The sequence below is a fragment of the Rhizobium sp. 01L419 genome (assembly GCF_056400025.1).
Genome location: NZ_JBFTSM010000012.1, coordinates 80,539 through 103,536, shown reverse-complemented (window position 1 = coordinate 103,536; position 22,998 = coordinate 80,539). Strand labels below are relative to the sequence as shown.

At 61.9% G+C, this 22,998-nt stretch carries 26 protein-coding genes and 1 riboswitch; of the genes, 12 read left to right on the top strand and 14 right to left on the bottom strand.

Annotation, left to right across the window (positions count from 1 at the left end):
* The first annotated feature begins 5 nt into the window (after nucleotides 1-5).
* Both AC1DUP_RS22915 and AC1DUP_RS22910 read left to right on the top strand, forming a co-directional pair.
* Nucleotides 6-524 carry a DUF6428 family protein gene (locus tag AC1DUP_RS22915; RefSeq protein WP_477834654.1) on the top strand — a complete coding sequence of 173 codons (519 nt, stop codon included), beginning with the start codon at nucleotides 6-8 and terminating at the stop codon, nucleotides 522-524.
* A gap of 173 nt (nucleotides 525-697) precedes the next feature.
* Nucleotides 698-1,045 carry a pyridoxine 5'-phosphate oxidase C-terminal domain-containing protein gene (locus AC1DUP_RS22910; protein WP_477834652.1) on the top strand — a complete coding sequence of 116 codons (348 nt, stop codon included), beginning with the start codon at nucleotides 698-700 and terminating at the stop codon, nucleotides 1,043-1,045.
* Here AC1DUP_RS22910 and AC1DUP_RS22905 read toward each other — a convergent pair.
* Nucleotides 1,004-1,657, bottom strand: coding sequence for a TetR/AcrR family transcriptional regulator (locus AC1DUP_RS22905; RefSeq protein ID WP_477834650.1), 654 nt, complete (start codon nucleotides 1,655-1,657; stop codon nucleotides 1,004-1,006). The two genes, AC1DUP_RS22910 and AC1DUP_RS22905, sit on opposite strands and share 42 nt — an antisense overlap.
* A gap of 187 nt (nucleotides 1,658-1,844) precedes the next feature.
* Between AC1DUP_RS22905 and AC1DUP_RS22900 the strand changes: the two genes are divergently transcribed.
* On the top strand, nucleotides 1,845-2,750 hold the full coding sequence (locus tag AC1DUP_RS22900; RefSeq protein WP_477834648.1) for an NADP-dependent oxidoreductase: 906 nt from the start codon (nucleotides 1,845-1,847) through the stop codon (nucleotides 2,748-2,750).
* 8 nt (nucleotides 2,751-2,758) lie between these two features.
* Entirely contained in the window at nucleotides 2,759-3,985 is a 1,227-nt protein-coding gene (locus tag AC1DUP_RS22895; RefSeq protein ID WP_477834646.1) for a TCR/Tet family MFS transporter, read from the top strand.
* 109 nt (nucleotides 3,986-4,094) lie between these two features.
* Here AC1DUP_RS22895 and AC1DUP_RS22890 read toward each other — a convergent pair whose 3' ends face one another.
* Genes AC1DUP_RS22890 through AC1DUP_RS22880 form a run of 3 tightly spaced genes read right to left on the bottom strand, consistent with a single transcriptional unit; the run spans nucleotide 4,095 to nucleotide 6,938 of the window.
* On the bottom strand, nucleotides 4,095-5,210 hold the full coding sequence (locus AC1DUP_RS22890; RefSeq protein WP_477834644.1) for an alpha/beta hydrolase: 1,116 nt from the start codon (nucleotides 5,208-5,210) through the stop codon (nucleotides 4,095-4,097).
* Nucleotides 5,211-5,263: 53 nt separating this feature from the next.
* Entirely contained in the window at nucleotides 5,264-5,689 is a 426-nt protein-coding gene (locus tag AC1DUP_RS22885) for a cyclophilin-like fold protein (protein ID WP_477834843.1), read from the bottom strand.
* Nucleotides 5,690-5,738: 49 nt separating this feature from the next.
* A complete protein-coding gene (locus AC1DUP_RS22880; RefSeq protein ID WP_477834841.1) occupies nucleotides 5,739-6,938 on the bottom strand; it encodes an MFS transporter in 1,200 nt (399 codons plus the stop codon).
* Between the two features lie 140 nt (nucleotides 6,939-7,078).
* Between AC1DUP_RS22880 and AC1DUP_RS22875 the strand changes: the two genes are divergently transcribed.
* A complete protein-coding gene (locus AC1DUP_RS22875) occupies nucleotides 7,079-7,966 on the top strand; it encodes a LysR family transcriptional regulator (protein WP_113311016.1) in 888 nt (295 codons plus the stop codon).
* A gap of 94 nt (nucleotides 7,967-8,060) precedes the next feature.
* Here AC1DUP_RS22875 and copD read toward each other — a convergent pair whose 3' ends face one another.
* The 7 genes from copD to AC1DUP_RS22840 form a co-directional block, all read right to left on the bottom strand.
* Nucleotides 8,061-8,948, bottom strand: a complete 888-nt coding sequence (gene copD, locus AC1DUP_RS22870) for a copper homeostasis membrane protein CopD (protein WP_477834641.1) — start codon at nucleotides 8,946-8,948, stop codon at nucleotides 8,061-8,063.
* Complete coding sequence (gene copC, locus AC1DUP_RS22865; RefSeq protein ID WP_113507829.1) at nucleotides 8,948-9,313, bottom strand: copper homeostasis periplasmic binding protein CopC; 366 nt, start codon at nucleotides 9,311-9,313, stop codon at nucleotides 8,948-8,950. The genes copD and copC overlap by 1 nt, the downstream gene beginning before the upstream one ends.
* Before the next feature lie 198 nt (nucleotides 9,314-9,511).
* On the bottom strand, nucleotides 9,512-10,111 hold the full coding sequence (locus AC1DUP_RS22860) for an SCO family protein (RefSeq protein WP_477834639.1): 600 nt from the start codon (nucleotides 10,109-10,111) through the stop codon (nucleotides 9,512-9,514).
* Nucleotides 10,108-11,052, bottom strand: coding sequence for a copper uptake system-associated protein (locus tag AC1DUP_RS22855; RefSeq protein ID WP_477834637.1), 945 nt, complete (start codon nucleotides 11,050-11,052; stop codon nucleotides 10,108-10,110). Before AC1DUP_RS22855 ends, AC1DUP_RS22860 begins: the two co-directional genes overlap by 4 nt.
* A gap of 10 nt (nucleotides 11,053-11,062) precedes the next feature.
* Complete coding sequence (locus tag AC1DUP_RS22850; protein WP_477834635.1) at nucleotides 11,063-12,436, bottom strand: PepSY-associated TM helix domain-containing protein; 1,374 nt, start codon at nucleotides 12,434-12,436, stop codon at nucleotides 11,063-11,065.
* An 88-nt stretch (nucleotides 12,437-12,524) separates the two neighbouring features.
* Nucleotides 12,525-12,932 (bottom strand): hypothetical protein, encoded by a 408-nt coding sequence (locus tag AC1DUP_RS22845; RefSeq protein ID WP_113299214.1) that lies wholly within the window; start codon nucleotides 12,930-12,932, stop codon nucleotides 12,525-12,527.
* A 239-nt stretch (nucleotides 12,933-13,171) separates the two neighbouring features.
* Nucleotides 13,172-14,053, bottom strand: a complete 882-nt coding sequence (locus AC1DUP_RS22840) for an NmrA family NAD(P)-binding protein (protein ID WP_477834633.1) — start codon at nucleotides 14,051-14,053, stop codon at nucleotides 13,172-13,174.
* A gap of 155 nt (nucleotides 14,054-14,208) precedes the next feature.
* Here AC1DUP_RS22840 and AC1DUP_RS22835 point away from each other — a divergent pair, with 155 nt between their 5' ends.
* From AC1DUP_RS22835 to AC1DUP_RS22820, 4 genes are read left to right on the top strand one after another with little or no spacing between them, the layout of a single operon-like run.
* Nucleotides 14,209-14,769 (top strand): TetR/AcrR family transcriptional regulator, encoded by a 561-nt coding sequence (locus AC1DUP_RS22835; RefSeq protein WP_477834631.1) that lies wholly within the window; start codon nucleotides 14,209-14,211, stop codon nucleotides 14,767-14,769.
* Nucleotides 14,770-14,823: 54 nt separating this feature from the next.
* Nucleotides 14,824-15,138 carry an ArsR/SmtB family transcription factor gene (locus AC1DUP_RS22830; RefSeq protein WP_477834629.1) on the top strand — a complete coding sequence of 105 codons (315 nt, stop codon included), beginning with the start codon at nucleotides 14,824-14,826 and terminating at the stop codon, nucleotides 15,136-15,138.
* Nucleotides 15,135-15,506 carry an SRPBCC family protein gene (locus tag AC1DUP_RS22825; protein WP_477834627.1) on the top strand — a complete coding sequence of 124 codons (372 nt, stop codon included), beginning with the start codon at nucleotides 15,135-15,137 and terminating at the stop codon, nucleotides 15,504-15,506. Before AC1DUP_RS22830 ends, AC1DUP_RS22825 begins: the two co-directional genes overlap by 4 nt.
* Before the next feature lie 46 nt (nucleotides 15,507-15,552).
* Nucleotides 15,553-16,173 carry an ATP-dependent Clp protease proteolytic subunit gene (locus tag AC1DUP_RS22820; protein WP_113507836.1) on the top strand — a complete coding sequence of 207 codons (621 nt, stop codon included), beginning with the start codon at nucleotides 15,553-15,555 and terminating at the stop codon, nucleotides 16,171-16,173.
* A gap of 30 nt (nucleotides 16,174-16,203) precedes the next feature.
* Here the strand turns inward: AC1DUP_RS22820 and AC1DUP_RS22815 are convergent, their stop codons facing one another.
* A complete protein-coding gene (locus tag AC1DUP_RS22815) occupies nucleotides 16,204-16,677 on the bottom strand; it encodes a hypothetical protein (protein WP_477834624.1) in 474 nt (157 codons plus the stop codon).
* Nucleotides 16,678-16,726: 49 nt separating this feature from the next.
* On the bottom strand, nucleotides 16,727-17,071 hold the full coding sequence (locus tag AC1DUP_RS22810) for a YidB family protein (RefSeq protein WP_113299221.1): 345 nt from the start codon (nucleotides 17,069-17,071) through the stop codon (nucleotides 16,727-16,729).
* A 181-nt stretch (nucleotides 17,072-17,252) separates the two neighbouring features.
* Here AC1DUP_RS22810 and AC1DUP_RS22805 point away from each other — a divergent pair, with 181 nt between their 5' ends.
* On the top strand, nucleotides 17,253-18,170 hold the full coding sequence (locus tag AC1DUP_RS22805) for a LysR family transcriptional regulator (protein ID WP_477834622.1): 918 nt from the start codon (nucleotides 17,253-17,255) through the stop codon (nucleotides 18,168-18,170).
* On the opposite strand, the gene AC1DUP_RS22800 is transcribed toward AC1DUP_RS22805, so the two are convergent.
* Nucleotides 18,158-19,216 (bottom strand): NAD(P)-dependent alcohol dehydrogenase, encoded by a 1,059-nt coding sequence (locus AC1DUP_RS22800; protein WP_477834620.1) that lies wholly within the window; start codon nucleotides 19,214-19,216, stop codon nucleotides 18,158-18,160. The two genes, AC1DUP_RS22805 and AC1DUP_RS22800, sit on opposite strands and share 13 nt — an antisense overlap.
* Nucleotides 19,217-19,495: 279 nt before the next feature.
* Here AC1DUP_RS22800 and AC1DUP_RS22795 point away from each other — a divergent pair, with 279 nt between their 5' ends.
* Nucleotides 19,496-21,112, top strand: coding sequence for an arylsulfatase (locus tag AC1DUP_RS22795; RefSeq protein WP_113311029.1), 1,617 nt, complete (start codon nucleotides 19,496-19,498; stop codon nucleotides 21,110-21,112).
* A 241-nt stretch (nucleotides 21,113-21,353) separates the two neighbouring features.
* Complete coding sequence (locus tag AC1DUP_RS22790; protein ID WP_477834618.1) at nucleotides 21,354-22,586, top strand: hypothetical protein; 1,233 nt, start codon at nucleotides 21,354-21,356, stop codon at nucleotides 22,584-22,586.
* Nucleotides 22,587-22,641: 55 nt separating this feature from the next.
* Nucleotides 22,642-22,924, top strand: a riboswitch (cobalamin riboswitch).
* Nucleotides 22,925-22,998: the final 74 nt, after the last annotated feature.

Below are 22,998 nucleotides of genomic sequence, written 5' to 3'. Positions count from 1 at the left end.
CGCAAATGAACGCGATCGACAACAGCAAAATGCAGAAGGACGATATCGCCCTCGGCGAGCTGATGAGCATCCTCTCAGGCGCCAAGGATTCACCGCTGATTTTCTATTATAGCGGCCGTCCGGTGAAGCCCGGCTATCATGTCACCGAAGTCAAGGCCGGACAGTTCTCGGCGCTGGACTGCGGGGCAAATCCGGAAGCCTGGAGCGAGATCTTCATCCAGCTTTGGGATATCGAAGAGGACGACCGCACCCATATGCCATCGGGCAAATTCCACGCGATCATTCGCAAGGTCACCGAGCATGTGAAGCTGGATGATTCGGCCAAACTGACATTCGAAGTCAGCGACGGAGTGCAGCCAATGCAGCTCTATTGCGCGGCAATGCCGACCCTTCGCGCCGGCGCCGTCCATGTCGAGCTTGCACCCCGGCCGGCAAGTTGCAAGCCGCGCGACCGGTGGCTGGCGGAACAAGCCCAGACTGCCGCCTGCTGCGCTCCGACCAGCGCCGCCAAGTGCTGCGGCTGAATGGCCCCGATGTGAACGATCCGCCGATTTCCGCGGCCGCCAGAGCCAGCGCTGTCCTCGCGCCGGGAACTCGACGCCGCGAATCGACGAACAGGTCGGCGCGTCCACGCCGATCCTGAGATCGTCGCTCCGAGCTGGCAGCTCTTCATCGTCATGCCGCATGAAGCCGAGTCTTGCAGGGCGCCGAGAACCGGCTGCATCACCGGCTCTTATATCGGCGGGAAAAGCCCGGCTGGCCGCGTGAAAGCCTGTGGCCACGAGCCCGAAACCCGCGCGGGTGCGATCAGACGCAAATCATCGAAGATTCCCGATCTCGCCCCTTGCAATCCGCCCCGCCAAACATCATATCCCGGCTTCACCTGAAAACGGACTTGCGCTTTGGTATCGACGTTGGTCGAGCCGCGTTCGAGCTCCACAGGCAAAGGGCGCTCCCCGCAAGGGTTGAGCGCCCTTTTGATTCCGGCGGTGGCCCAGCAGATTCAGGCGTAAGCCGTGCCCGCCATGGCAGCCTTCACCCCTAGACTTCCCTGATCGACGAGCGCGAGAAAGACGGCCTTCGCCTTGGCCGTATCCCGCCCCTGCCGAAAAGTCCGGTGCGCCTCGATGAAGGCGACGCTCCAACTCGCGAGAAGCATGGCGGCCGCTAGTTTGGCCGAGGGGTCTGCGGGGTCCTGGCCGGCGGCTTCGGCAAGCGCCACCGCCAGCTCCCGGGCGATCTCGTCCCGGATCGCCCGTGCCCTCGCCTTCAGCGTTTCGCTGTTCTCCACCGTCTCGATGAAACCCTGGCTCGCCGTTGAAAACAGCAGGTAAGGCGTCTGCTGCCGGACGAGCCGATGCGCCAGCAGCCGCAACGTCTCAATCGGCGAAACGCCGGCATCGCGCTGCCGCAAGGCTTCACGCAGGGTATCGCGCGCCTCTTCGTCGCGATCGAAGAACATGTCTTCCTTGCGCGGGAAATGGTTGAAGACAGTCATACGCCCGACATCGGCAGCCGCGGCAATCTCATCGACCGTCACATTCTCGAAACCGCGTTCGAAAAACAGCCGGTCGGCGGCAAGCGAGATGGCGCGGCGCGTAGCGAGGCGCTTGCGGGAGCGCCGGTCGGAAGGTGTTTCGTCTGCTGGCATCGTCATGGCGCACTCTTTAGCAGGATTTATGTACTGAGTACATCGTCGTTGACAGGCACTGCCCGGCATTCTATTACTGTACTCAGTACATTTTAATATGCAGTACAGATAGCGCCATTTTGACGCGAGACCGGGCCGCCGCGCCCGACACCGCGATCGGCCGGACTTTGCCTGCATCCGCCACGGAGAATCCATGAAAGCCGTTCAGTTCAGCCGCTACGGCGGCCCCGAGGTCCTCGAAATCGTCGAGATCAACCCGCCACATCCCGGCCCCGGCGAGGTGCGCATCGCGGTGCGCGCCGCCGGCGTCAACCCCTCGGACTGGAAGCGCCGCGAAGGCCGATATCGCGCTTTTGAGGAGGTGAGTTTTCCCACAGGCGTCGGCGTCGAGGCCTCCGGCATTGTCGACGAGGTCGGCCCCGGCGTCTCCAGCACCTTCGTCGGCGACGCCGTCTTCGGTTATGGCCGGGGCACGATGGCAGAACATGCCGTCCTTACCCATTGGGTTCACAAGCCCGACGATCTGCCCTTCGAGATCGCCGGCGGCCTGCCCGTCATCGCGGAGACGGCATGGCGCAGCCTCGACGAAGTTGGCGTCAAAGCCGGCCAGACGCTGCTCGTCAGCGGTGCCGCCGGCGGCATCGGCTCGGCCGTCCTCCAGCTTGCGCGCATCAGGGGCATCACCGTGATCGGCACGGCAAGCCCGCAGAAACATGATTACCTGCGTGAACTGGGCGCAATCCCGACGACCTACGGACCTGATCTCGCAGACCGCGTCCGGCAGCTTGCGCCTGAAGGGATCGACGCAGCATTGGATATCGTCGGTTCCGGCATCATCCCCGAACTGATCTCCATCGTGGGCGATGCCGCGCACGTCCTCTCCGTCGCCGATTTCTCGGCCGAGGAATATGGCGCGAAATTCTCACGCGGCCCGCCGAAAGATCCCGAACGGGTACTGGCCGATGTGGCCCGCCTCCATTCAAAGGGACTGTTCCGCCTGCACATCGACGAAAGCTTTCCGCTTGAGCGAACGGCGCAAGCACAGACCGTCAGCGCCGCCGGGCGGGTCACCGGCAAGCTCATCATTTCCATTCCATGAGTTCCACCATGAACAAACCTCTTATCGTCATTTTCGCCGCCATCGGCCTCGATGCCGTGGGCATAGGGTTGATCTTCCCCATTCTCCCGCGCCTGATCGAGGAGGTGACCCAGAGCAACAATGTCGCCCCCACGATCGGCATCATGACCGCGCTCTACGCGCTCATGCAGTTCGTGTTCGCCCCCATGCTCGGCGCACTCAGCGATGCGATCGGCCGGCGCCCCGTTCTGTTGATTTCGCTGGTGGGTGCTGCAATCAATTATGTCGTCATGGCCTTTGCGCCTTCGCTCTCACTGCTGCTCGTCGGCCGCGCCATCGCCGGCCTCACCAGCGCCAATATGTCTGTTGCGATGGCCTATATCACCGATATCTCGCCCGAGGATCAGCGCGCCCGCCGCTTCGGCCTCACCAGCGCCATGTTCGGCGCCGGCTTTATCATCGGCCCGGTTCTCGGCGGTCTGTTGGGCGACTATTGGCTACGCCTGCCCTTCATCGCCGCCGCCGCGCTCAACGCCTGCAATCTGCTGCTCGCCCTTTTCATCCTCCCCGAATCCCGCACGCCCGAGTCCCGAAAACCAGGCTCCCGCCCACCGGCCGGCCGCAAACTCGACCTCACCGCCCTCAACCCGTTTCGCCCGTTGCTGCGCATCGTCTCGATGAAGGGCCTTCTCCCCATCGTGCTGGTGTTCTTCTTCCTGAGTGCCGCCGGCGAATCCTACGGCACCTGCTGGGCGCTCTGGGGCTTCGATGCCTTCAGGTGGAACGGCTTCTGGATCGGCCTGTCGCTCGGCGCCTTCGGCATCTGGCAGACGCTGATGCAGGCCTTCCTGCCCGGCCCGGCAACCCGCCTGCTCGGCGAACGCTGGTCCACCGTCACAGGCCTCGCATGCGCCTGTGTCGCGCTGACAGTCATGGCCTTTGCGGAAAAGGGCTGGATCATCTTCGCCATTATGCCGGTCTTCGCCCTCTCCGGCATCGGCGCGCCAGCCTTTCAGGCGCTGGCCACCCGCCAGGTCGATCCTGCCCGCCAGGGAGAGCTGCAGGGCGTTCTGGCCTCGGTCGTCAGCCTCGCCTCCATCGTGGCACCCCTCGCCTTCTCGTCCTTCTATTTCGTCGTACGAGAGAATTGGCCGGGCGGCATCTGGCTGTCGGTGATCGTGCTTTATGCGATCGCGGTGCCGCTCGTTCTTCTGAGCACAAGGAGCACCCGAGGTGTGCAAACTGCAAGCGCGTAGGCCAAATCGAGTGGCGCGGATGGACGAAAGACAGACAAGGCCTCAAGCGAGATCGGGGCCCGGACATCAGGTCCGGGCCCTCTCATCTCGTCGATAAAGACCTGCTGGGTCACGCCGCGAGGTGCTGATCGAAAAAGCTGGACAGCTTCTCGAACGGGATGAGGTCTACGCGGTCGTAGAGATCGACGTGACCGGCACCCTTGACCCAGACGAGCTCTTTTGGCTCGTCCGCACGCTTGTACGCGTCTTCGCTGAATTCCTTGGAGTGAGCCTGATCGCCCGTGATAAACATCATCGGACGGGGTGAGATCGTCTCGATGTCGTTGAACGGATAGAAGTTCATAAACTTGACATTGCTGGTGAGTGTCGGATGCGTGGTCGTGAGCCGTGTCGCACCGGCCGGGGTGAATTCGCCTCTCGGCGTGCGGTAGAAATCATAGAATTCCCGCTGGATGGGATGCGTGTCGGCGGTCAATTCGTGAACCGTGCCGCCGGTCAGCTCGGCTTCGCCGCCCCCAAACTCCACATATCTTTGTTCTGCTGCTGCGGCGATGATTTCCTTCCGTTGCTCGACTGTGAGCGAGTGGTTGAGCGCATCCCGGCTGGCGGAACCCATGTCATACATGCTGACTGTCGCGATGGCTTTCATGCGCGGATCGATCTTGGCCGCGCTGATGACGAAGCTGCCGCTGCCGCAAATCCCGATCGCGCCGATGCGCGCCCTGTCGACGAAGGACTGGGTGCCGAGGAAGTCGACGCCCGCGCTGAAACCTTCGGAATATACATCCGGGGAGACCAGGTTCCGCGACTGGCCATCGCTTTCGCCCCAGAACGGCAGGTCGATCGACATTGCGACGAAGCCCTGTTCGGCCATCTTCGTGGCATAGAGGTTGGCGCTCTGCTCCTTCACGGCACCCATCGGATGACCGACGATGATTGCCGGCGTCTTTGCATTTCGGTCGAGATCTTTCGGAAGGTAGAGATTACCTGCGACGTTCATCTGGTACTGCGTCTTGAAGGTGACCTTCTGAAGCGTCACCCGATCGCTGGTGTAGAAGTTGTTTGCGCCATTGGACATGTCTTGAGCCTTTGCAAATGTGAGGTTGAGAACGGACATCGCACCGAATGCCGCGATGCCGGCACCGGTCATTTTCAAGAGGTGACGGCGGTCGACGCCTGTGTCGGATATGTCGAGCGCCGCTTTGGATTCGTTCTTCTCGTTCATCGTCGTATCTCCGTGGGGAAGGACAAGGGGAATGCAGACACGCAACGGCGTCGTCAGATGCTCTCGATGCGAAGCGGAAATTCGCCGCGCATAAGCAAAGGTTCGATGCCGTCGTCGAACCGGCCAAGACAGATCAGGCCGGACGAATATCGATAGAAGCTGTGGAACAGAGCCAGGTTGCCCCATGGGGCGAAGTAGCAGAGATCGCCTGGACGCTCATTTCCGAAGGCACCGCTTCCAGCCTCCGTCAGTTTGCGTGGCAGGTAGGTGATCTTTTCGTTGGTCGAGTAGTCTTCAATATCGAGGTCAAGCGGCAGCATGGACGCGAAGTCGCGGGCTGACGCATTGTCGTAGAGGGTCGCGGTCATCGCCTGACCGTTGAACATCATCCTGATCTTCACCTTTGTCGGCTCCTGGCTTGCTGGATCGTTGCCTTGCTGTCCTCGGGCCAATGGCGGGAAAACCGCTGTCGCAATCATCGATCCGAGAACGGTGCGGCGGCTGGGGGCTTCCAGATCCGCAACCACGTCACATGCTCCTGACGTACCGCCACGCCACGGCGGCAAGGACGGACGAGCCGGTCAGAAGCACGGCGGCAAAGGCGAATGTCGTCCACCAGCCCGTTGCGTCGAACAGGACGCCGCCCAGAGAAGCGCCCATCGTGATCGCAAGCTGGATGGTGGCAACCTGCAGGCCGCCCCCGGCTTCCGCGTCGTCGGGCATGGTCCGGCTCAGCCATGTCCCCCAGCCGACCGGAGCGGCGGTGCCGAAAAAGCCCCAGGCAATCAGGAGAACCGCCGTCATGACGGACGATGTACCGAATGCGATTAACAACGCGGCGATCGCCGCCATCACGAGCGGGATCGATCCGAGGATGCTGAACAATCGCGTCTGGAGCAAAGCGCTGACGCAGTAGGTTCCGACGATCCCCGCCAGACCCATCAGGAGCAGCAGCAGGGAAAGGGTCGATATCGAGACCTGCGTCACCGTTTCCAGGAACGGGCGGAGATAGGTGAACAGCGCAAACTGCCCCATGAAAAGCAGCGTGATGGAGGCCATGCCAATTGCCACCTCGGGACGTGCAAGCAACCGGAGGACATTCGGAGAGCCTTCCTTCCGACGCGGAGGAAGGGACGGCAGTCTGATCCACTGCCAGAGGAGTGCCAGCAGGGCGAGCGGCACCACGGCAAAGAAGGCCCCGCGCCAGCCGATATATGCACCCAGAAGGCTGCCCAGCGGTGCGGAAATCGTGGCCGCAATGGCATTGCCCGCATTCAGCATGGCCAGACCTTTTGGGACCGCATCTTCGGGCACGAGGCGCATGACGATGGCTGTCGACATCGACCAGAAGCCACCGATTGCAACCCCGAGCAGGGCGCGTCCGGTCATCAGCACCAGGTAGTCAGGAGCGAAGGTGACGATCGTTCCGGAGATGACCAGAAGAAACGTCAGTGACGTCACCACCAGACTGCGGTCCAATCGGCGGGTGACCGACGAGACGAACAGGCTGGTGACAACAGCGAAAATACCGGAGATCGAAATCGCCTGGCCCATATGACCTTCGGTCACGCCGAGGTCTGCCGCGATCGGCGGCAGCAGGCTGACCGGCATGAACTCGGATGCGATCAGGACGGCAACGCAAAGCGCCATGGACAATACCGCTCCCCAGGCTGCCGTTGCGGGAGCATTTCCGCCTTCGGCGTCAGGGCCGGAGGAGTTCTCGCCCATCAGGGCGGAGGCGCTATCGGTATCAAGTGCGAGCGTTTGCTGTGTCATGAGGGCAATGTATAGCGAGCCCACTTCACTTATTAGCCGTTGCAATTAGGATGGACTTATCGGACCTTGATATAAATTCTCCGGAGGTGCGCGTGAAAAGAGAAGACCTGAACGACATGCTCTGGTTTCTGGCCGTCGCCGAAGAGCGCAGCTTCACGAAGGCCGCGGCGCGTCTCGGCACGTCGCAGTCGACGCTCAGTCACACGATCAAGCAGCTCGAAGCCCGCATGGGCCTGCGTCTTCTCACCCGCACGACACGCAGCGTTTCGCCGACGGAAGCGGGCGAGAGGCTCATTCGCTCGCTCGCACCACGTATCGAAGAGATCGAGACCGAAATCGACGAACTGATGGAAATCCGGGACACGCCATCCGGCACGATCAGGATCACCTTGTCCGATCACGCGCTCGAAACCGTGGTGTGGCCGAAATTGTGTCCGATCCTGAAGGACTATCCGGACATCAAGGTGGAACTCAACAGCGACAACGGCTTCCGCAACATCGTCGAAGACCGGTTCGATGCGGGGGTGAGACTGGGCGAGAGCGTGGACAAGGACATGATCGCCGTTCGGATCGGGCCGGACTGGCGTCTCGTGGCGGTAGGGTCTCCAGAGTATTTTGCCAAGCGGTCCGTTCCGCGCTCACCTCAGGAGCTTGTGGCGCATGACTGCATCAATCATCGCCAGTCCCGGTCGGGCGGCCTCTACGCCTGGGAATTTGAAAAGGAAGAGAAGGAGCTTCGTGTCCGCGTCGATGGACAGTTCACGTTCAGCACCTCCTACGCAATGATCGATGCTGCTGCCAATGGCTATGGCATTGCCTACCTGCCTGAGAACCTGGTGCAGAGCGACATTGCTTCGGGGCGACTGGTTCAGGTGCTTGACGACTGGTCGCCGATGTTTCCGGGCTATTTTCTCTACTACCCGAGCAGGCGGCAGAACTCCCCCGCGTTCAAGGTCATCGTCGACGCATTGCGTTTCTGAGATGGCGAGCGGCACTGGAAATCGGGCTTGAATCCGATCGGCTCCTTCTGGCGCATTGTGGCCCTATGACGCCTCGAGATTCCCTGTGGTGCCCCTACCCCGGAAACGGCTCCAGCGTCCCGAACCAGGCGACGAGCGCGACAACACCAACAGCGAGCACGATCTCCACGCTGGTCCCCGCTGCCAGCGCTTTCCCGGTCGCATGCGACCGCCCCATGCGCGGCACCAGCCCATAGCGGTTGAAGACGGCGATCAGCATCATGAGCAGGGCCAACCCGATCTTCAGGGAAAGCAGCCGCTGATAGGCAACGCTCCAGTCGAGCGGCAATCCGCCGATGATCAGCAGGCTGTTGGCAACCCCGGATAAAATGACCAGCGCCACGGCGACATGTCCTGCCGTCGAGAAGCGGATCAGCGCTGTCAGGGCATCCCGCCCCGTCGCGTCGTCGCCAAGCCGGGAAAGCACGAGCGCCACGGGGATCAGCGCCCCGACCCAGGCGCCGCCCGAAAGCACATGCACCATATCGTTCGCCCGGTGCAGCACCCGCAGCCACCCGTCATTCATGGCCGCATGGCCGGTCAGCGACAGGCCGCAGAGAAGAAGCGCGGAGACGACAGCCGTACCGGCAACCTTCTGCCGTAACGGCATCCATGTCACCATAAGGAGAAGAGCGGCAAACACCGCTTGCCACGCCCATGCGGTGCCGACGGATGTCTCCGTCAGCACCGATATCATCACATCCCTGTCCAGCCCATCCGCCCAGCCATTGCCGAGCATGGCGCAACGCACCGGCAGCACCACCACCGTGGCAATCAGGGCAAGCATGACCGCGGCGACCCGCACTGCCCGGAGCTTCGCCCAGATGTGGCCGCTCAACCCTTCGGGCACGAGCAGCCACAGATAGGCGGCACTGCCCCAGAGAAACAGAACGGCGCCGTCGAAGACGAAACGGCAGGCGATGTTGGCCGTATCAGCTGTCATCAGGGCTTTACGGTAAAGGTGAAGTTGCCCTCTGTCTTGTGCCCGTCGGTGGAAAGCACATGCCAGTCGACCGTATAGCTGCCGGGCGCGAGCTTGTCGGACACCGGCACCATCAGCACCTTGCCGCCATCCTCCAGCATGCCCTCGCCGAGCTTGACCTGCCCCTTGTCCGGGCCGGTCACGGTGAGACCGCTGAACTTGAGGTTCAGTTCCTCGGTGAAGGTGAGATCGAGTTCACTCGGAGACGCAACGGCAGCCTTGTCGCCCGGAGCCGAGTTTTTCAGATGCGCATGCGCGAAAGCCTGGCCGGCAAGAGCGAAGCTTGCGAGGGCGGTGACAGAGAGAATGCGGATCATCAGGGACATGAGACTATGCCTTTCGTTTGGTCGGGACAGGCGATGGCGCGCATGGCCCTCGCGAGATTAGACAGTCGGGGAGCGGATTTATTCCTGGCTGTGTCGAAGTTTGTTGCTGGATTTTGCTCTTGAATGGACGTCATCCATTCCTCTCCATTGCAGATATCGCCCGCAGAGCTCGATACGAGAAAGGGAGCGCTCGCCATCTCACGCCCCTCCTCCGCCCAGCAACACATTGCGGATCTTCGCCAGCGCCGCGTCGCGATCCGTGCCATACGGGATCAACCCCTTCAGCCGCCCGTCGGCGCCGATCAGCAGCAGCGAAACCGTATGGCTCATGTGATAATTGCCGTCTTCGGCAGGCAGTTTCTCCGCATGGACGAACCAGCCGTTCGAAACCTTCATCATCTCCTCCGGCGCGCCGGTAATGCCGGTGATTCGGCTGCTGAAGGCGGTGACGTAATCATGCATCACGTCCTGCGTGTCACGCTCCGGATCGATCGAGAAGAAATAAGCCTTCAGCGCCCTGCCCTGATCGCCGAGCGTGGTCAGCCAATCGGCCACCTCGTAGAGCGTCGTCGGGCAGGCCTCGGGGCAATGGGTATAGCCGAAATAGACGAGCGCCGGATGCCCCCGGAAAATTGACTGGTCGACTTCGTTGCCACGGTCGTCGACCAGCGAAAATCGCGTATCGAAAGGCCCGGTGCGAGGTTCCGAAAGATAGAGCGACATCATCAGCGCAATCAGCGCGCCGACGAAGACCGCGCTTGCGGCAAAGCCTGAAACGGCAAGGGTGCGCGCGCTCATTGGCCATGCCCCTCATGGCCGCCCTGGCCGCCTTCACCGGCCTCGCCCGCCATCATGACGGTACCCTCGAAGCTCGCAAACAGCGCGAGAACCTTCGAATCAAGCTTGCTCTCGGCCTCGGCCAGATCGGCCGCAAGCGCCTTGGCATCATCAACGGAAAGCCCGGCCTTCTCCAGCGCCGCAGCCTCCTTTATGCCGTCGCCGCTGCAGAGAAAAACACTCCAGCCGTGATGGCCCTTCTTCAGCAGTGCGCGCCCGCCCCGCCCGTCCTGCTGCCAGCCGGCAATCGCCCAGTCGTTCTCCGCGACCACGGGCAGGATTGTCAGCGGCTTGTCCGGCCGCTCGAACATGGTCTTCAGCGTCGCGGGGATGGCCTCTTCCGGCGGCGGGCCGGACATATCCATCTCCATGTCCATGCCTTCCATGCCGGGCATGCTCATCGCCCCATGGTCCACGCCGCCATGATCCATAGTCTTGGCCGCACCACCGACATCATCCAGCGGCCCGGCGATCTTGCCGACGGCAAAGTCGACTGTGATCGTGCCCGCCTTCTCGAAACTCAGCAACGCCCTGATCGTCTCGCCCTGTTTGAAGGGCTTTGCCACATCCTGGAACATCAGATGGTAACTGGGCGCAAGCGTCACCGTCTGCCCGGCGGGAATGGCAAGGCCGCCCTTCAGCTCGCGCATGGTCATGATACCGTTCGCCATCGTCATCTGGTGCAGCTGCACGGTTCTGGCGCGATCGGAGCTCGCGGCAACAAGCTTGTCCGGCTCGCTGCCGCTATTGGTGATGACAAGGTAACCATCGCCCACCTTGGCGCCCGGCACCATCGAATGCGAGGCCGCATGGTCGATCCGGATAGTACCGGCAGCGGGTTGTTGTGCCACGGCGACTGGCGCGATCAGCAGGCCCATCAGGAAAAAAATAATCGTCTTCATCATCCCCTCCTCAGGCAAAGGCGCGCTTCAGCGGCGGCACGAAACGGATCACCATCTGGTCGAAGGCGATCATCAGCAGGATCAGCAATCCACTCATCGGAAACGCGATGGCGAAGACCAGCACGATGGTCCAGAGCCCAAGATAGACGGAGCGCCGCGGCGGCATGGGTGGCACGCCGACCCGCCCGGCCGGTCGCCGCTTCCACCACATGACGGCGCCGGTGACGCAGGAGAGGATGATGACAAGGCAGGTCGCCAGCATCAGCAGCTGATTGAAGAGCCCGAACTCCTGCCCCTGATGCACATTGATGCCCCATTCGATTGCTTGGCCGAGGAAAGGATACTGGCCGAAGGAGAGATCGATGAGCGGCTTGCCGGAATACTGGTCGATATGGAGTGTGCGCTCGTTGGTGAGGTCGTCGGGATAGACGGCCGCCGTATAGACGCTGGTCTCGCTGCCGGGAATGGCGAGATCGAAGCCCGGCGCCATGCCGAGCCCGCGTGCGACTTCCACCGCCTTGTCGAGGCCAACAGGCTTCTTCGATTGCGCCGCCGCGATGTCCGACAACGGCACCGGCGCCCTCTCGACGATCCAGCCCGCCTTCGGCAGGATATCCTCCGTCACCTTCTGCGACTTCGGCACCGCATCCCAGAGCTGCACGGGATAGCCGAGATCATGGCTCGTGAGCCACGCATTCACGTTGGCGCCCCAATAGCCGGACCAGGGCATGCCGGTCATCGCCATGAAGAAGATCAGGATACCGGCGAATGCACCGGTCACCGCATGCAGATCCCGCCAGAAGACTCGCCGCTCAGGCGTGCCGCGCACGGTCACGACCCCACCCGTTTGCCGCCGCGGCCACCAGAGATAGATGCCGGTCACGACGAGTACCATTGCAAAGCCGCCGGTGATCTCGATCAGCTTGTTGGGCAGGCCGCCGAACAGCGCAAGGCTGTGGATGCGTTTGACGACATAGTTGAACTCCTCGGTGGAGCCCACCGTATCGAGCACCTTACCGTCATAGGGATTGACGAAGACCAGGGTCTGGCCGGCATCTGACGACACCGTGACGATCGCCGAACGATCGGCCCCGGCCGGGTCCTTGTAGGAGCTCGCAACCGAGCCGGGCACCGCGGCTGCCGCGATATCGGCAATCTTCTGCGGCAGCAGCGCCTCGCCGGCGGGCTGAACTGTATAGCGATAGGCAAAGACCGTATCGTTGATCTCGTCCTTGAAGAGATAGAGCGAGCCGGTAATGGCAAGGTTCAACAGGAAGGGAATGGTGAGCAGGCCGGCGAAGAAATGCCAGCGCCAGATGGCGCGATAGAGCGAAACGCCCGATGTGGCGTTCTCTGCCGACTCAGTGGCAGTGATTGTAGACATGGAAGTAGATCCGAATCCTCGGCCGGCGGCGTCAGCGCGGCCCGGCCATGATTGCAAGACGCATCACGGCCAGAGCCACGACGCGGGTTCAGGCAAGGATCGGATTGGCAGGCGGGGCGCGCGGCCCGGTATTGGGCGGGAAAAGCTGGCGATGGAAAGCTTCGACGCGGCGCGGCAGCTCCACCTTGAACGTAAAGCCGATACGCGCACCGGTGATATCGGCCGGCTGCGGCAGCACGACGGAAGCGCTGATGCGGCAAGCTTCGCACGGGTTGAGATGCGCAATCTTGCCATGCTCCTTGCCGTGATCGTCGACAACGGTAACGCAGAGCGTCGGCAGCGTGCCGTCAGGCAGCACATACTGGGCAAGTGCCGCAGGGCTCAGGGCATCTTCGGCGACGGCCGGAACCTGATGCGCAAGACCGACGAAGACGAGCGCGATGGTGCACAGAATGCGCACCAGCCATTGCTCGATCCTGTCCAGACGATATTGCATCGTTCCCCTGCGCCTCGAGGCCCCTACCTCAGCATCGAATCCGTGATAGCGGCATCTGCGGCAAAGCTCAATGCAACATTCATGACCGGACGACGGATCATAGCGGCCCAAGGCAGTCGGATTGAATGGTGACGGATGGGACGGAAGCAAACCCGCCCATCCGTCGAAATCCGCCTCACGCATCCACGTCGGCCGAATGCGCCAGTTCCGACTGCGCCTTGAAGTCGCGGTCACCCGACTCAAGCGCGATCGAAGGCGGCGCGGTTTTGCTCGACAAAAGCCTCCACCGTCATCGGCGGCGTTCCCGTGAACTGCTCGATAACGTCGTTGGTGCCCGCAAAGACGCCGTTGCGGCAGTCCTCGGCGATGCACTGGAAGTGCTGGATGATGAAATCGTCAAGGCCGAAACTCTTGAGGCGCGCCGTATAGGCTTCGGCGGTCGCAGGCCGGTAGCCGATCTTGCGGCCGAGCACCTCGCTCATCCTTGCGGCGATCTCCGCCTCGCTGAGCTCCACCGGACCGAACAGCGGATAGATCTTGCCGGCGTGCTCGGCCGGGTTTTCCAGCATGGCCGCAATCAGCCGCGCCTGGTCTTCGCCGGTAACAGGCGCATGCCTTCCCTCGCCATAGGGCAGCTCGATCACGCCCTCACTGGCGATGACATTGCTCACCCAGGGGAATGTCAGCCATTCGGAGAAGAAGGTCGGGCGGATATGGGCGGTCGGCACACCCGACCAGTCCAGCACGCGCTCGGCGACCCAATGGTTGCGGGCAGCATGGCTTTTCGCCACCTCGCGCGCCGAAATCTGCGACATGTTGACGATGAGCTCGAGCTTTGCCCGCCGTGCGGCATCGGCAAAATAGGCCGTCACATCGATGAGATCAGGGCGGATCGGATAGCAGAGATAGGCGGCGTTCACGCCCCCGACCGCGCTGATGACGGCATCATGATCAGTGAGATCCCCGACTACGACCTCCGCCCCCGCCTCGGCGAGCGCTTGAGAACGCGCATCTTCCCGATGCACGAACGCTCGCACCGTGTGGCCCTTTTCCAGGAGGATACGGGTCGTATGCTTGCCGGTTTTGCCGGTGGCTCCGGTCACGAGATAGGTCTTGGACATGGTCTTCTCCAGTTGTGAAAAGGGCGCAGGAATCCGCCGGAGCGAACCACGAGGCTCGTCCGTTACAAATCGCCCGCCCTTGAAATTTAGATTACGAGTGACATCTAATTAGATGTTGGATATAATCTAAATTGTCAAGGTTCTGGAGACCGGAAATGCGAAAATCAAACGAGGAAGCGGCAAGGACGCGCCAGACCATCGTCGCCACCGCAGCCGACGAGATCAGGCGTTCGGGCATTGCTGAAGCAAGCGTCGCCGATATCATGGCCGCTGCCGGCCTGACGCCGGGCGGCTTCTACCGCCACTTCGAAAGCAAGGATCATCTGGTCGCCGAAGCGCTGGAAAAGGCTGGGGATCAGGTCGCCGGAAGCATGCGCAAAGTGCGCGACGAGGCCAGCTTCGACGATGTCGTCAACGCCTATATCGAAGCCACCCGGGCCGGCGGCAAAGCCGTGCCCTCCTGCCCCATCTCCTCCCTCGGCAGTGAGCTCGCCCGCTCCGGCCCAGAGGCGCGCGAAGCGGCCACCAAAGTGATCGAGGACATGTTCTCCGTCTTCGGCTCCGGCCCCGCCGGTACCAAGGCCAGCCGCCGCAAGGGAATGGCCGCCTTCGCCATGCTGGTCGGCGCGCTGACTTTGGCGCGTATTGTGACCGATGAAGAGATGGCGGATGAGATTCTGGATGTGGCCCGACAGAAATTGCATCGGGCCGAGTGACCCTGCCCATTCGACACACTTGCGAATCGCATAAGTATCTGCTTATGTGTCGTTATGATGGAACACGACATTTTTCGAGCACTAGCCGACCCGACCCGCCGCACGATCTTCGAAAAGCTGGCGACCGGCAGCCTGAATGCCAGCGCGCTTCGCCAGGGCATGGAGATCAGCCAGCCGGCCATGTCCCAGCATCTCGCCGTGCTGCGGTCGGCGCGGCTGGTGCGCGAACAGAGGGAGGGCCGTTTCGTGAATTACGAGGTCGATCCGGATGGGCTTGCCCTCATCGCAGAATGGCTGGCGAAATATCGCGCCTACTGGCCGGCTCGCATCGATGCTCTCAAGCTCTTGCTGAAGGATATGGACCAATGAACGAGGTGAAGGCCCAAGTGCAGGCCGAGGCTCCGGAAAGCGGCTTCGAACAGAGATACGAGCTGGATGCGCCGCCGGAAAAGGTCTGGCGGGCAATCAGCATCGCCGAATTTCGCGAGAGATGGCTGCCGAAGGAAGCGCTTGCCGATCCGCAATCGCTCTCCGAGACGCCGGGCAAGGAGATTCGCTACAGATTGCGCGACGACAGCCCGCCCTTCCTTGAAAGCATCGTCACCTTCGCGATCGCGCCCAATACATCGGGCGGCACCAGCCTGCGGATCATCCACGAACTGACCGGCGCGACATCAGAGCGTCTCACGAGATCGGTCGCCAACAGCAACGGCCCGACCCTCATGCTCGCCGCCTGACGCGGCAAGCATTCCCGTCATAGTCCCAAACGATTGGAGTTCGCCGATGCGCGAAGCGATGCAACTCGTCCCTATGGTCGTCGAACAATCCTCCAGAGGGGAGCGATCCTTCGACATCTATTCCCGCCTCCTGCGCGAGCGGATCATCTTTCTGAACGGCGAAATCAACGATACCGTTTCCGCCCTCGTCTGCGCCCAGCTTCTGTTCCTCGAAGCCGAAAATCCCAAGAAGCCGATCAATCTCTACATCAACTCGCCGGGTGGCGTCGTCACCAGCGGCTTTGCCATGTACGACACGATGCGCTTCATCCGCGCGCCGGTTCACACGCTCTGCATGGGAACGGCCCGTTCGATGGGCTCATTCCTGCTGATGGCCGGCCAACCGGGTGAGCGGTATGCGCTGCCCAATGCCAGCATCCTCATCCACCAGCCCCTCGGCGGCTTCCAGGGGCAGGCTTCCGATATGCTGATCCATGCCGAGGAAATCAGGAAGACGAAGCTGCTCATGACGAGCCTCTACGCCGAGCATTGCGGCCGATCCTATGATGAGTTCGAGCAGGCGATGGATCGCGACCGCTTCATGACGGCGCAAGAAGCCCTGGAATGGGGCCTGATCGACCGTATCCTGAAGGAGCGAGAAGAAATGGCGGAGGCGGCGCCGCAATAGTCCTCGGCCGCCACCCCGCCAGCCTGCGTCTCAGCCACCGGCCTTAAGCGCCGTATTGCAAAGGCTCCAGTAACCGCCGCCCTTCTGGATCCACTTCAGATTGTTCAGCGTGCCGGCATCCTTGTTGGCATGGTAGCTGTCGACACAGGTATGCAGCCGACCCTTACCCGGCGTTTCGCTGGCATATTTCTTGTCGATCGCCTTCGGCATGGTCACGCCCTTCGGTGCCTTGACCGTCGGCTTCTCGGGTTCCTTGTCCGTCGTTGCGGCCACTGCCTTGTCATCGGCGGCATCTTCGGCGGCCGCATCCGCACCGCAGAACTTCGCCCGGAAGTCGTTCCACTTCATGTCCTTGGCCGAACCGTCGGCCTTGGCCGTCTGATATTTGGCGCTGCATTCCTTCATGGTCAGCGCCGAGGCCGGAGAGACGGAGAAGGGTGAAACCAAGAAGGCGGCGGCAATCAACGCTCCGGCGGAGGCGGGCACAAGCAATCTCGCAATCATCAGACATCCTCGTGTTTGGGGCGGTTCACGGCATGCACGGCTTTGAAAGCTATGAGACGGTCCCGTTGGGCGTTGCCGCATCCACCGCCTGCGGCAGATGCTCGGCGAGCAGCTTGGACACCTCGCTGGTATCGACGCCGAACTTGGCGGCGAGATCACGCAGCTGATCGGAGGACAGGGCCGCCTGGATCTGCTCTGCCGAAACGGGCAGATTGTGGCCGGTGCCAATCCACGATGAGACCTGCTCACCAAGACCTGCCGTATTGAGCTGCGAGACAATGCCCTGCAGCCCTCCGGCATTGTCGAATATCCGGGTTGCAACCGCGACGTAATCGACTTGCCTGCCGGCAAAAACGTCGGAGAGAACACCGCCTAAACCATCGAAAATACTCATGGTAACTCCTCCACCATCAGTAGATTCTACTTTAGCATGACGTGATATTTATGTCATTGCCGATTTACGGATGCGCAAGTGTCGGGTCATTGACATCAGGCATCTTGCCGGGCTGCTCCTATCGGCCCAGATATATGAGCAGCATCCCGCAATCCCGCCCACTCCTGAAGGCAGATCAGAAATGAAACGCCACGATTTCGATGATCTCGCCGCCTTTGTCATCGTCGCCGAAGAGCGCAGCTTTACGCGCGCCGCCGCTCGCCTTGGCATTTCCTCCTCGGGCTTGAGCCACATGATGCGCCAGCTGGAGGAGAGGCTCGGCATGCGGCTTCTCGCCCGCACTACCCGCAGCGTCGCCACCACGGAGGCAGGCGAGCGCCTGCTGATCACGCTCCAGCCCGCCTTTGCCGAGATCAGCCGCGGCCTGCAGGAACTTGGCAATCTCAGGGAAAAACCCTCCGGCACCGTGCGCATCACCGCCGGCAAACATGCCGCAACCTCGCTCGTCATGCCGATCCTGCCGGAGTTTCATCGCACCTATCCGGATATCCGCGTGGAGCTGATCGTCGGCGACCGGTTCGAGGATATCGTCGCTTCGCGCTTCGATGCCGGCATCCGCTTCGGCGAGCGCATCGACAAGGATATGATCGGTTTGCGCATCGGCCCGGACATACGCGCCGCCGTCGTCGGCTCGCCCGATTATTTCGCCCGCTTTGCGCAGCCGAAAACACCGCACGATCTCGCCGATCATGATTGCGTGACCTATTACATGGCCTCGTTGGCCGGCCCCTATGCCTGGGAATTCGAGGAAAATGGCCGCGACATCGAGGTGAAGGTATCTGGCAGCTTTATGGTCAACGATTCCGAGATGATGATCGAGGCCGCCCTTTCAGGTTCCGGCCTCGTCTATGTCTTCGAGGATTTCACCGCCGAGCATGTCAGGAGCGGCCGGCTGATCCGCGTGCTCGAGGATTACTGCAAGCCCTTCACCGGCTATTCCCTCTATTACCCGAGCCGGCGACAGATGCCGCCGGCCCTTTCGGTCTTCGTCGAGGCGTTGCGTGCCATCCCCAAACGGTCAGCCGGTCAAGCCGCCTGAGCCGCCGGCATCGTCGCCATGTCGATGACGAAACGGTAACGCACATCGCCGCGTTCCAGCCGCTCGAAGGCTCCAGCGATATCGGCCATGGCGATCATCTCGCATTCCGGCAGGATGTTCTTGCGGCCGCAGAAATCCAGCATCTCCTGTGTTTGCCTGATGCCGCCGCTCGGCGTGCCGGCAATGCGCCGGCGTGCGCCGAGGATCAAGAGGTTATTGAACTTGGGCGTATCGACCAGCGACCCGGCAATCACAAGCGTGCCATCGGCATCGAGCAGGTTGAGGTAGGGGCTGAGATCGTGCTCGTAGGGCACAGTGTCGATGATGACATCGAAGGCAAAGGCCGAAGCCTCCATCGCCTGGGTATCGGTCGACAGCAGCACCTTGTCGGCGCCGAGTGCGCGCGCCGTCTCGATCTTGCCTTCCGAGCGCGTCATGACCGTCACATGCGCGCCGAGCGCGGAGGCAAACTTCACGGCCAGATGCCCGAGCCCGCCAAGCCCGATCACGCCCACCCGGCTGCCGGGGCCGACATTCCAGGTGCGCAGCGGTGAATAGGTGGTGATCCCGGCGCAGAGCAGCGGCCCGACCCGCGCCAGATCCAGCCCGTCCGGCACCCGCAGCACGAATTCCTCGCGCACGACGATATGGTCGGAATAGCCGCCATAGGTCGTCTCGCCCGTCACCCGGTCCTGGCCGTTATAGGTAACGGTGACGCCCTTGTAGCACATCTGCTCTTCATTGCGTCGGCACTGGGCGCATTCCATGCAGCTGTCGATGATCGTGCCGACGGCGACATTGTCGCCCACCTTGAAGCCCGAAACGCTGCTGCCGATGGCCGATACCCGCCCGACGATCTCATGTCCCGGCACGACGGGATAGGCCGAAAATCCCCAGTCGTTGCGGGCCATATGCAGATCGGTGTGGCAGACCCCGCAGTAGAGAATATCGATCGCCACGTCCTCGGGGCGCAGTTCCCGGCGATCGAAGGAGAAAGGTTGCAACGGCGTGTTCGCATCGGTTGCGGCAAATCCTGATGTTCTCAATGGCTTATCCCTCGCGCTGTTGGAAACTTGACGCGGAAAGCCGCGCCGATGGGGATATAGCGCCGGCAGATTAGCCGGATTAGCGGCAGAATGCGGGATAGGCTTGTGAACGTGGCTCAGCAATTAGATGCGGCAGTCTTATTAAGTGCCCGCTACTGCCTCTCCTGCACGTTACGGTAAACCCCGCCGGCATTTACCGTAACGTACTTCCGCGCCCTAAAACTCGTCTCTAGCGTGCAGGCCGACGGTCCAAACCGTCGTCCAACGGAGGATACCCGCATGGCAGAGGAGACGAAGAACCCATCCGTGACCGTGACCCGGCAAGGGCTCAGCCGCCGCGATCTGCTGGTCGCGAGCACGGCGCTGGCCGCAGCCGGCGTATCGCTATCTGCACCGGCGCCCGCACAGGCGCAACAGGCAACGACCTCAGGAACTGCCGGACGCAAACCGAACATCCTGATGATCATGGGTGACGATATCGGCTGGTTCAACCCGAGCATCTACCACCGCGGCATGATGGGATATCGCACTCCGAACATCGACCGCATCGGCAATGAGGGCGCGATGTTCACCGACTGGTACGGCGAGCAGAGCTGCACGGCCGGCCGCGCCGCCTTCATCACCGGCCAGTCGCCGATCAGGACGGGCCTCACCAAGGTCGGCCTGCCCGGCGCCGATCTCGGCATCCAGCCGGAAGACCCGACCGTTGCCGAATTCCTGAAATCACTCGGTTACGCCACCGGCCAGTTCGGCAAGAACCATCTCGGCGACAAGGATGAATTCCTGCCGACCAACCACGGCTTCGACGAATTCTTCGGCAATCTCTATCACCTCAATGCCGAGGAAGAGCCTGAGAATCCTGATTATCCCAAGGACCCGGAATTCCGCAAACGCTTCGGTCCGCGCGGCGTCATCAAGGCTTCGGCCGACGGCAGGATCGAGGATACCGGACCGCTGACTGTCAAGCGCATGGAGACCGTGGATCAGGAATTCCTGGCCGCCGCTCTCGATTTCATGGATCGCAAGCAGAATGCCGGCACACCCTGGTTCTGCTATTTCAACTCCACCCGCATGCACGTCAACACGCATCTGAAGGCCGATTCCGTCGGCAAGACTGGCCTTGGCGTCTATCCTGACGGCATGCTCGAACATGACGCCATGATCGGCGAACTCCTGAAGAAGCTGGACGATCTCGGCGTCGCCGACAATACGATCGTCGTCTATACCAGCGACAACGGCGCCGAGGTGATGACCTGGCCGGATGGCGGCACCACGCCTTTCCGGGGAGAAAAGGCAACGAACTGGGAAGGCGGCTATCGCGTGCCCACATGCATTCGCTGGCCTGGTGTCATCAAGCCCGGAACGATCCACAACGAGGCCTTCTCGCATTACGACCTGATCCCGACATTCTGCGCGGCGGCAGGCGAACCGGATATCGTGGCGAAATGCCTGACCGGCTACACCGCCGGCACCAAGACGTTCAAGGTGCATCTCGACGGCTACAATCTCATGCCCTTCCTGTCTGGAAGCGTAAACGAGACGCCGCGCCGCGATTTCCTCTACTGGAACGACGATGGCGAACTGGTCGCCGTGCGCGTGCTGAACTGGAAGGTCGTCTTCAAGTCGCAGGATCACACGGGCATCGGCGTCTGGCGCCAGCCATTCACCGAACTGAGGGCCCCGCTCCTCTTCAACCTCAGGGCCGATCCCTTTGAACGCGGCGACGAATCCATCGAATACGAAAAATGGTTCTTCGACCGCGCCTTCGTCATCGTTCCCTCGCAGGCGATCGTCGGGAAATGGCTGCAAAGCTTCGCGGAATTCCCCGTCCGTCAGAAGCCCGCGAGCTTCAATCTCGACGAAGTCATGCAGAAACTGTCGGCGCCGAAGAACTGATTGCAAAACATCACTGCAGCAGGCGGCCGCCGCGCCGCCTGCTGCAGCCGACGTTCCCCTCCACCGGCAACAGTTCTCACTGCTCGTGCTTGACGTTGCGATCCGGTCACGATGAAAGCCGGCCAAACATCAAACGAGGCCAGCGCCCTAATTTCTCAAAAATCCGACAACCAGGACTGGACAAGGCAAATGTAACTTTATAACAACGAAGATGTAATGTTATTACATTAAAGGAGATTTCATGCCCCGGCGCCTTTTCGCTGTCTTCGCAGTCGCCACCGCGCTCACCTCCGCCGCCCTGCCATCGGCTTCCCGCGCCGAGGAGGAACAGCAAGAAAGCTGGCGGCTTTTCGTGGCTGATCACAGCCTGCCGGTCGTCCGCGCCATCGATCTTGCGAGCGGCAGACAGATCGGTCGCTTCGATCTCAAGGCTTATGCCGCCCTGTCGCTGAGCGACACCGGGCGCACGGTCTTTGCCGTCCAGGGCGATGAGAATACCATTCATGTCATCGATACCGGCATTGTCCTTTCCGATCATGGGGAGCATCGCGATCTCGCAGTGACGCCGCCGAAGCTGATCGGCGCGACGATAAAGGGCGAGAAGCCGGGCCATGTCGTGACGCATGGCGATGACGTGGCGATCTTCTACGACCGCACCGACCGCTTCGATCTCCTGAAGGAAAGTAGCCTGCTGCAGGCAAAGCCGGAGCCGAAGGCTTTCAACACCATCGCCGCCCATCACGGCGTCGCGGTGCCGATGGGCAATCACCTGCTGGTTTCAGTGCCGAACATGCAGGCGCCGGTCAAGGAAGGCGAGTTGCCGCCGCGCCTTGGCCTGCGCGTGCTCGACCATGACGGACAACAGGCGGGCGATGTCGCGCCCTGCACCGGCCTGCATGGCGAGGCGACCTCCGCCCGCCTCGTCGCCTTCGGTTGCGAGGAAGGCGTGCTCGTCGCCCGCCCCGGCGGCACGAAAGGCCCCAAACTGGAGATGCTCGGCTATGGCGCGTCGCTGCCGCGAGGCAAGGTCTCGACCCTGCTTGGAGGGCGCTCCATGCAGTTCTTCCTCGGCAATTACGGGGAGGACAAGGTGGTGCTGATCGATCCCGACAGCACCGAAACACCCTACCGCGTCATAGACCTTCCGACCCGCCGCGTCGATTTCGTGCTCGATCCGGCACGGTTCCAGAATGCCTATATCCTCACCGAGGACGGCAAGCTGCACTTGCTCGATACGGTGAAGGGCGAGATCGTCAGATCGGAAACCGTCACGGAGCCCTACAGCAAGGATGGGCATTGGCGCGATCCGCGGCCGCGGCTGGCCGTGGCCGGCGATAATATCGCCATCACCGATCCTCGCCACAGCCTGATCCGCCTCGTCAGTAGCGAAACGCTGAAGGAAACGCGCACGATCCCCGTCGAGGGCCAGCCCTTCGCGCTCGTCGCCGCCGGCGGCTCGGGCGCCAGCCACTGAGCGACTCCGGACCCGGGACACTTCGAATCCGGTGCTTGACGTCGCCCACGGCGGCGTCATAGATCAGGACGACGGTTCCCCGAGGAGAGCTTCGAGGGGATTAATAGGGAACACGGTGCGGACGACCCAAAAGGGACCAAGACCGTGGCTGCCCCCGCAACTGTAAGCGGATTGCTGGTTATATCCCGGAATGTATGGTGCGCCATTCATATCAGGACATGACAAGCGAGCCGGTCACTCCAAGGCCTCAGGGCCATGCCACTGTGCGAAAGCGCGGGAAGGCAGATGACCGACTGACATCCGTGAGCCAGGAGACCTGCCGTCAATCACGATCCAATCAGCCGGGCGGGGATGCCCGGACAAGGAGCAGACATGATTGACCTTAATCCCTGCCGCTTGCCGCACGCGATCC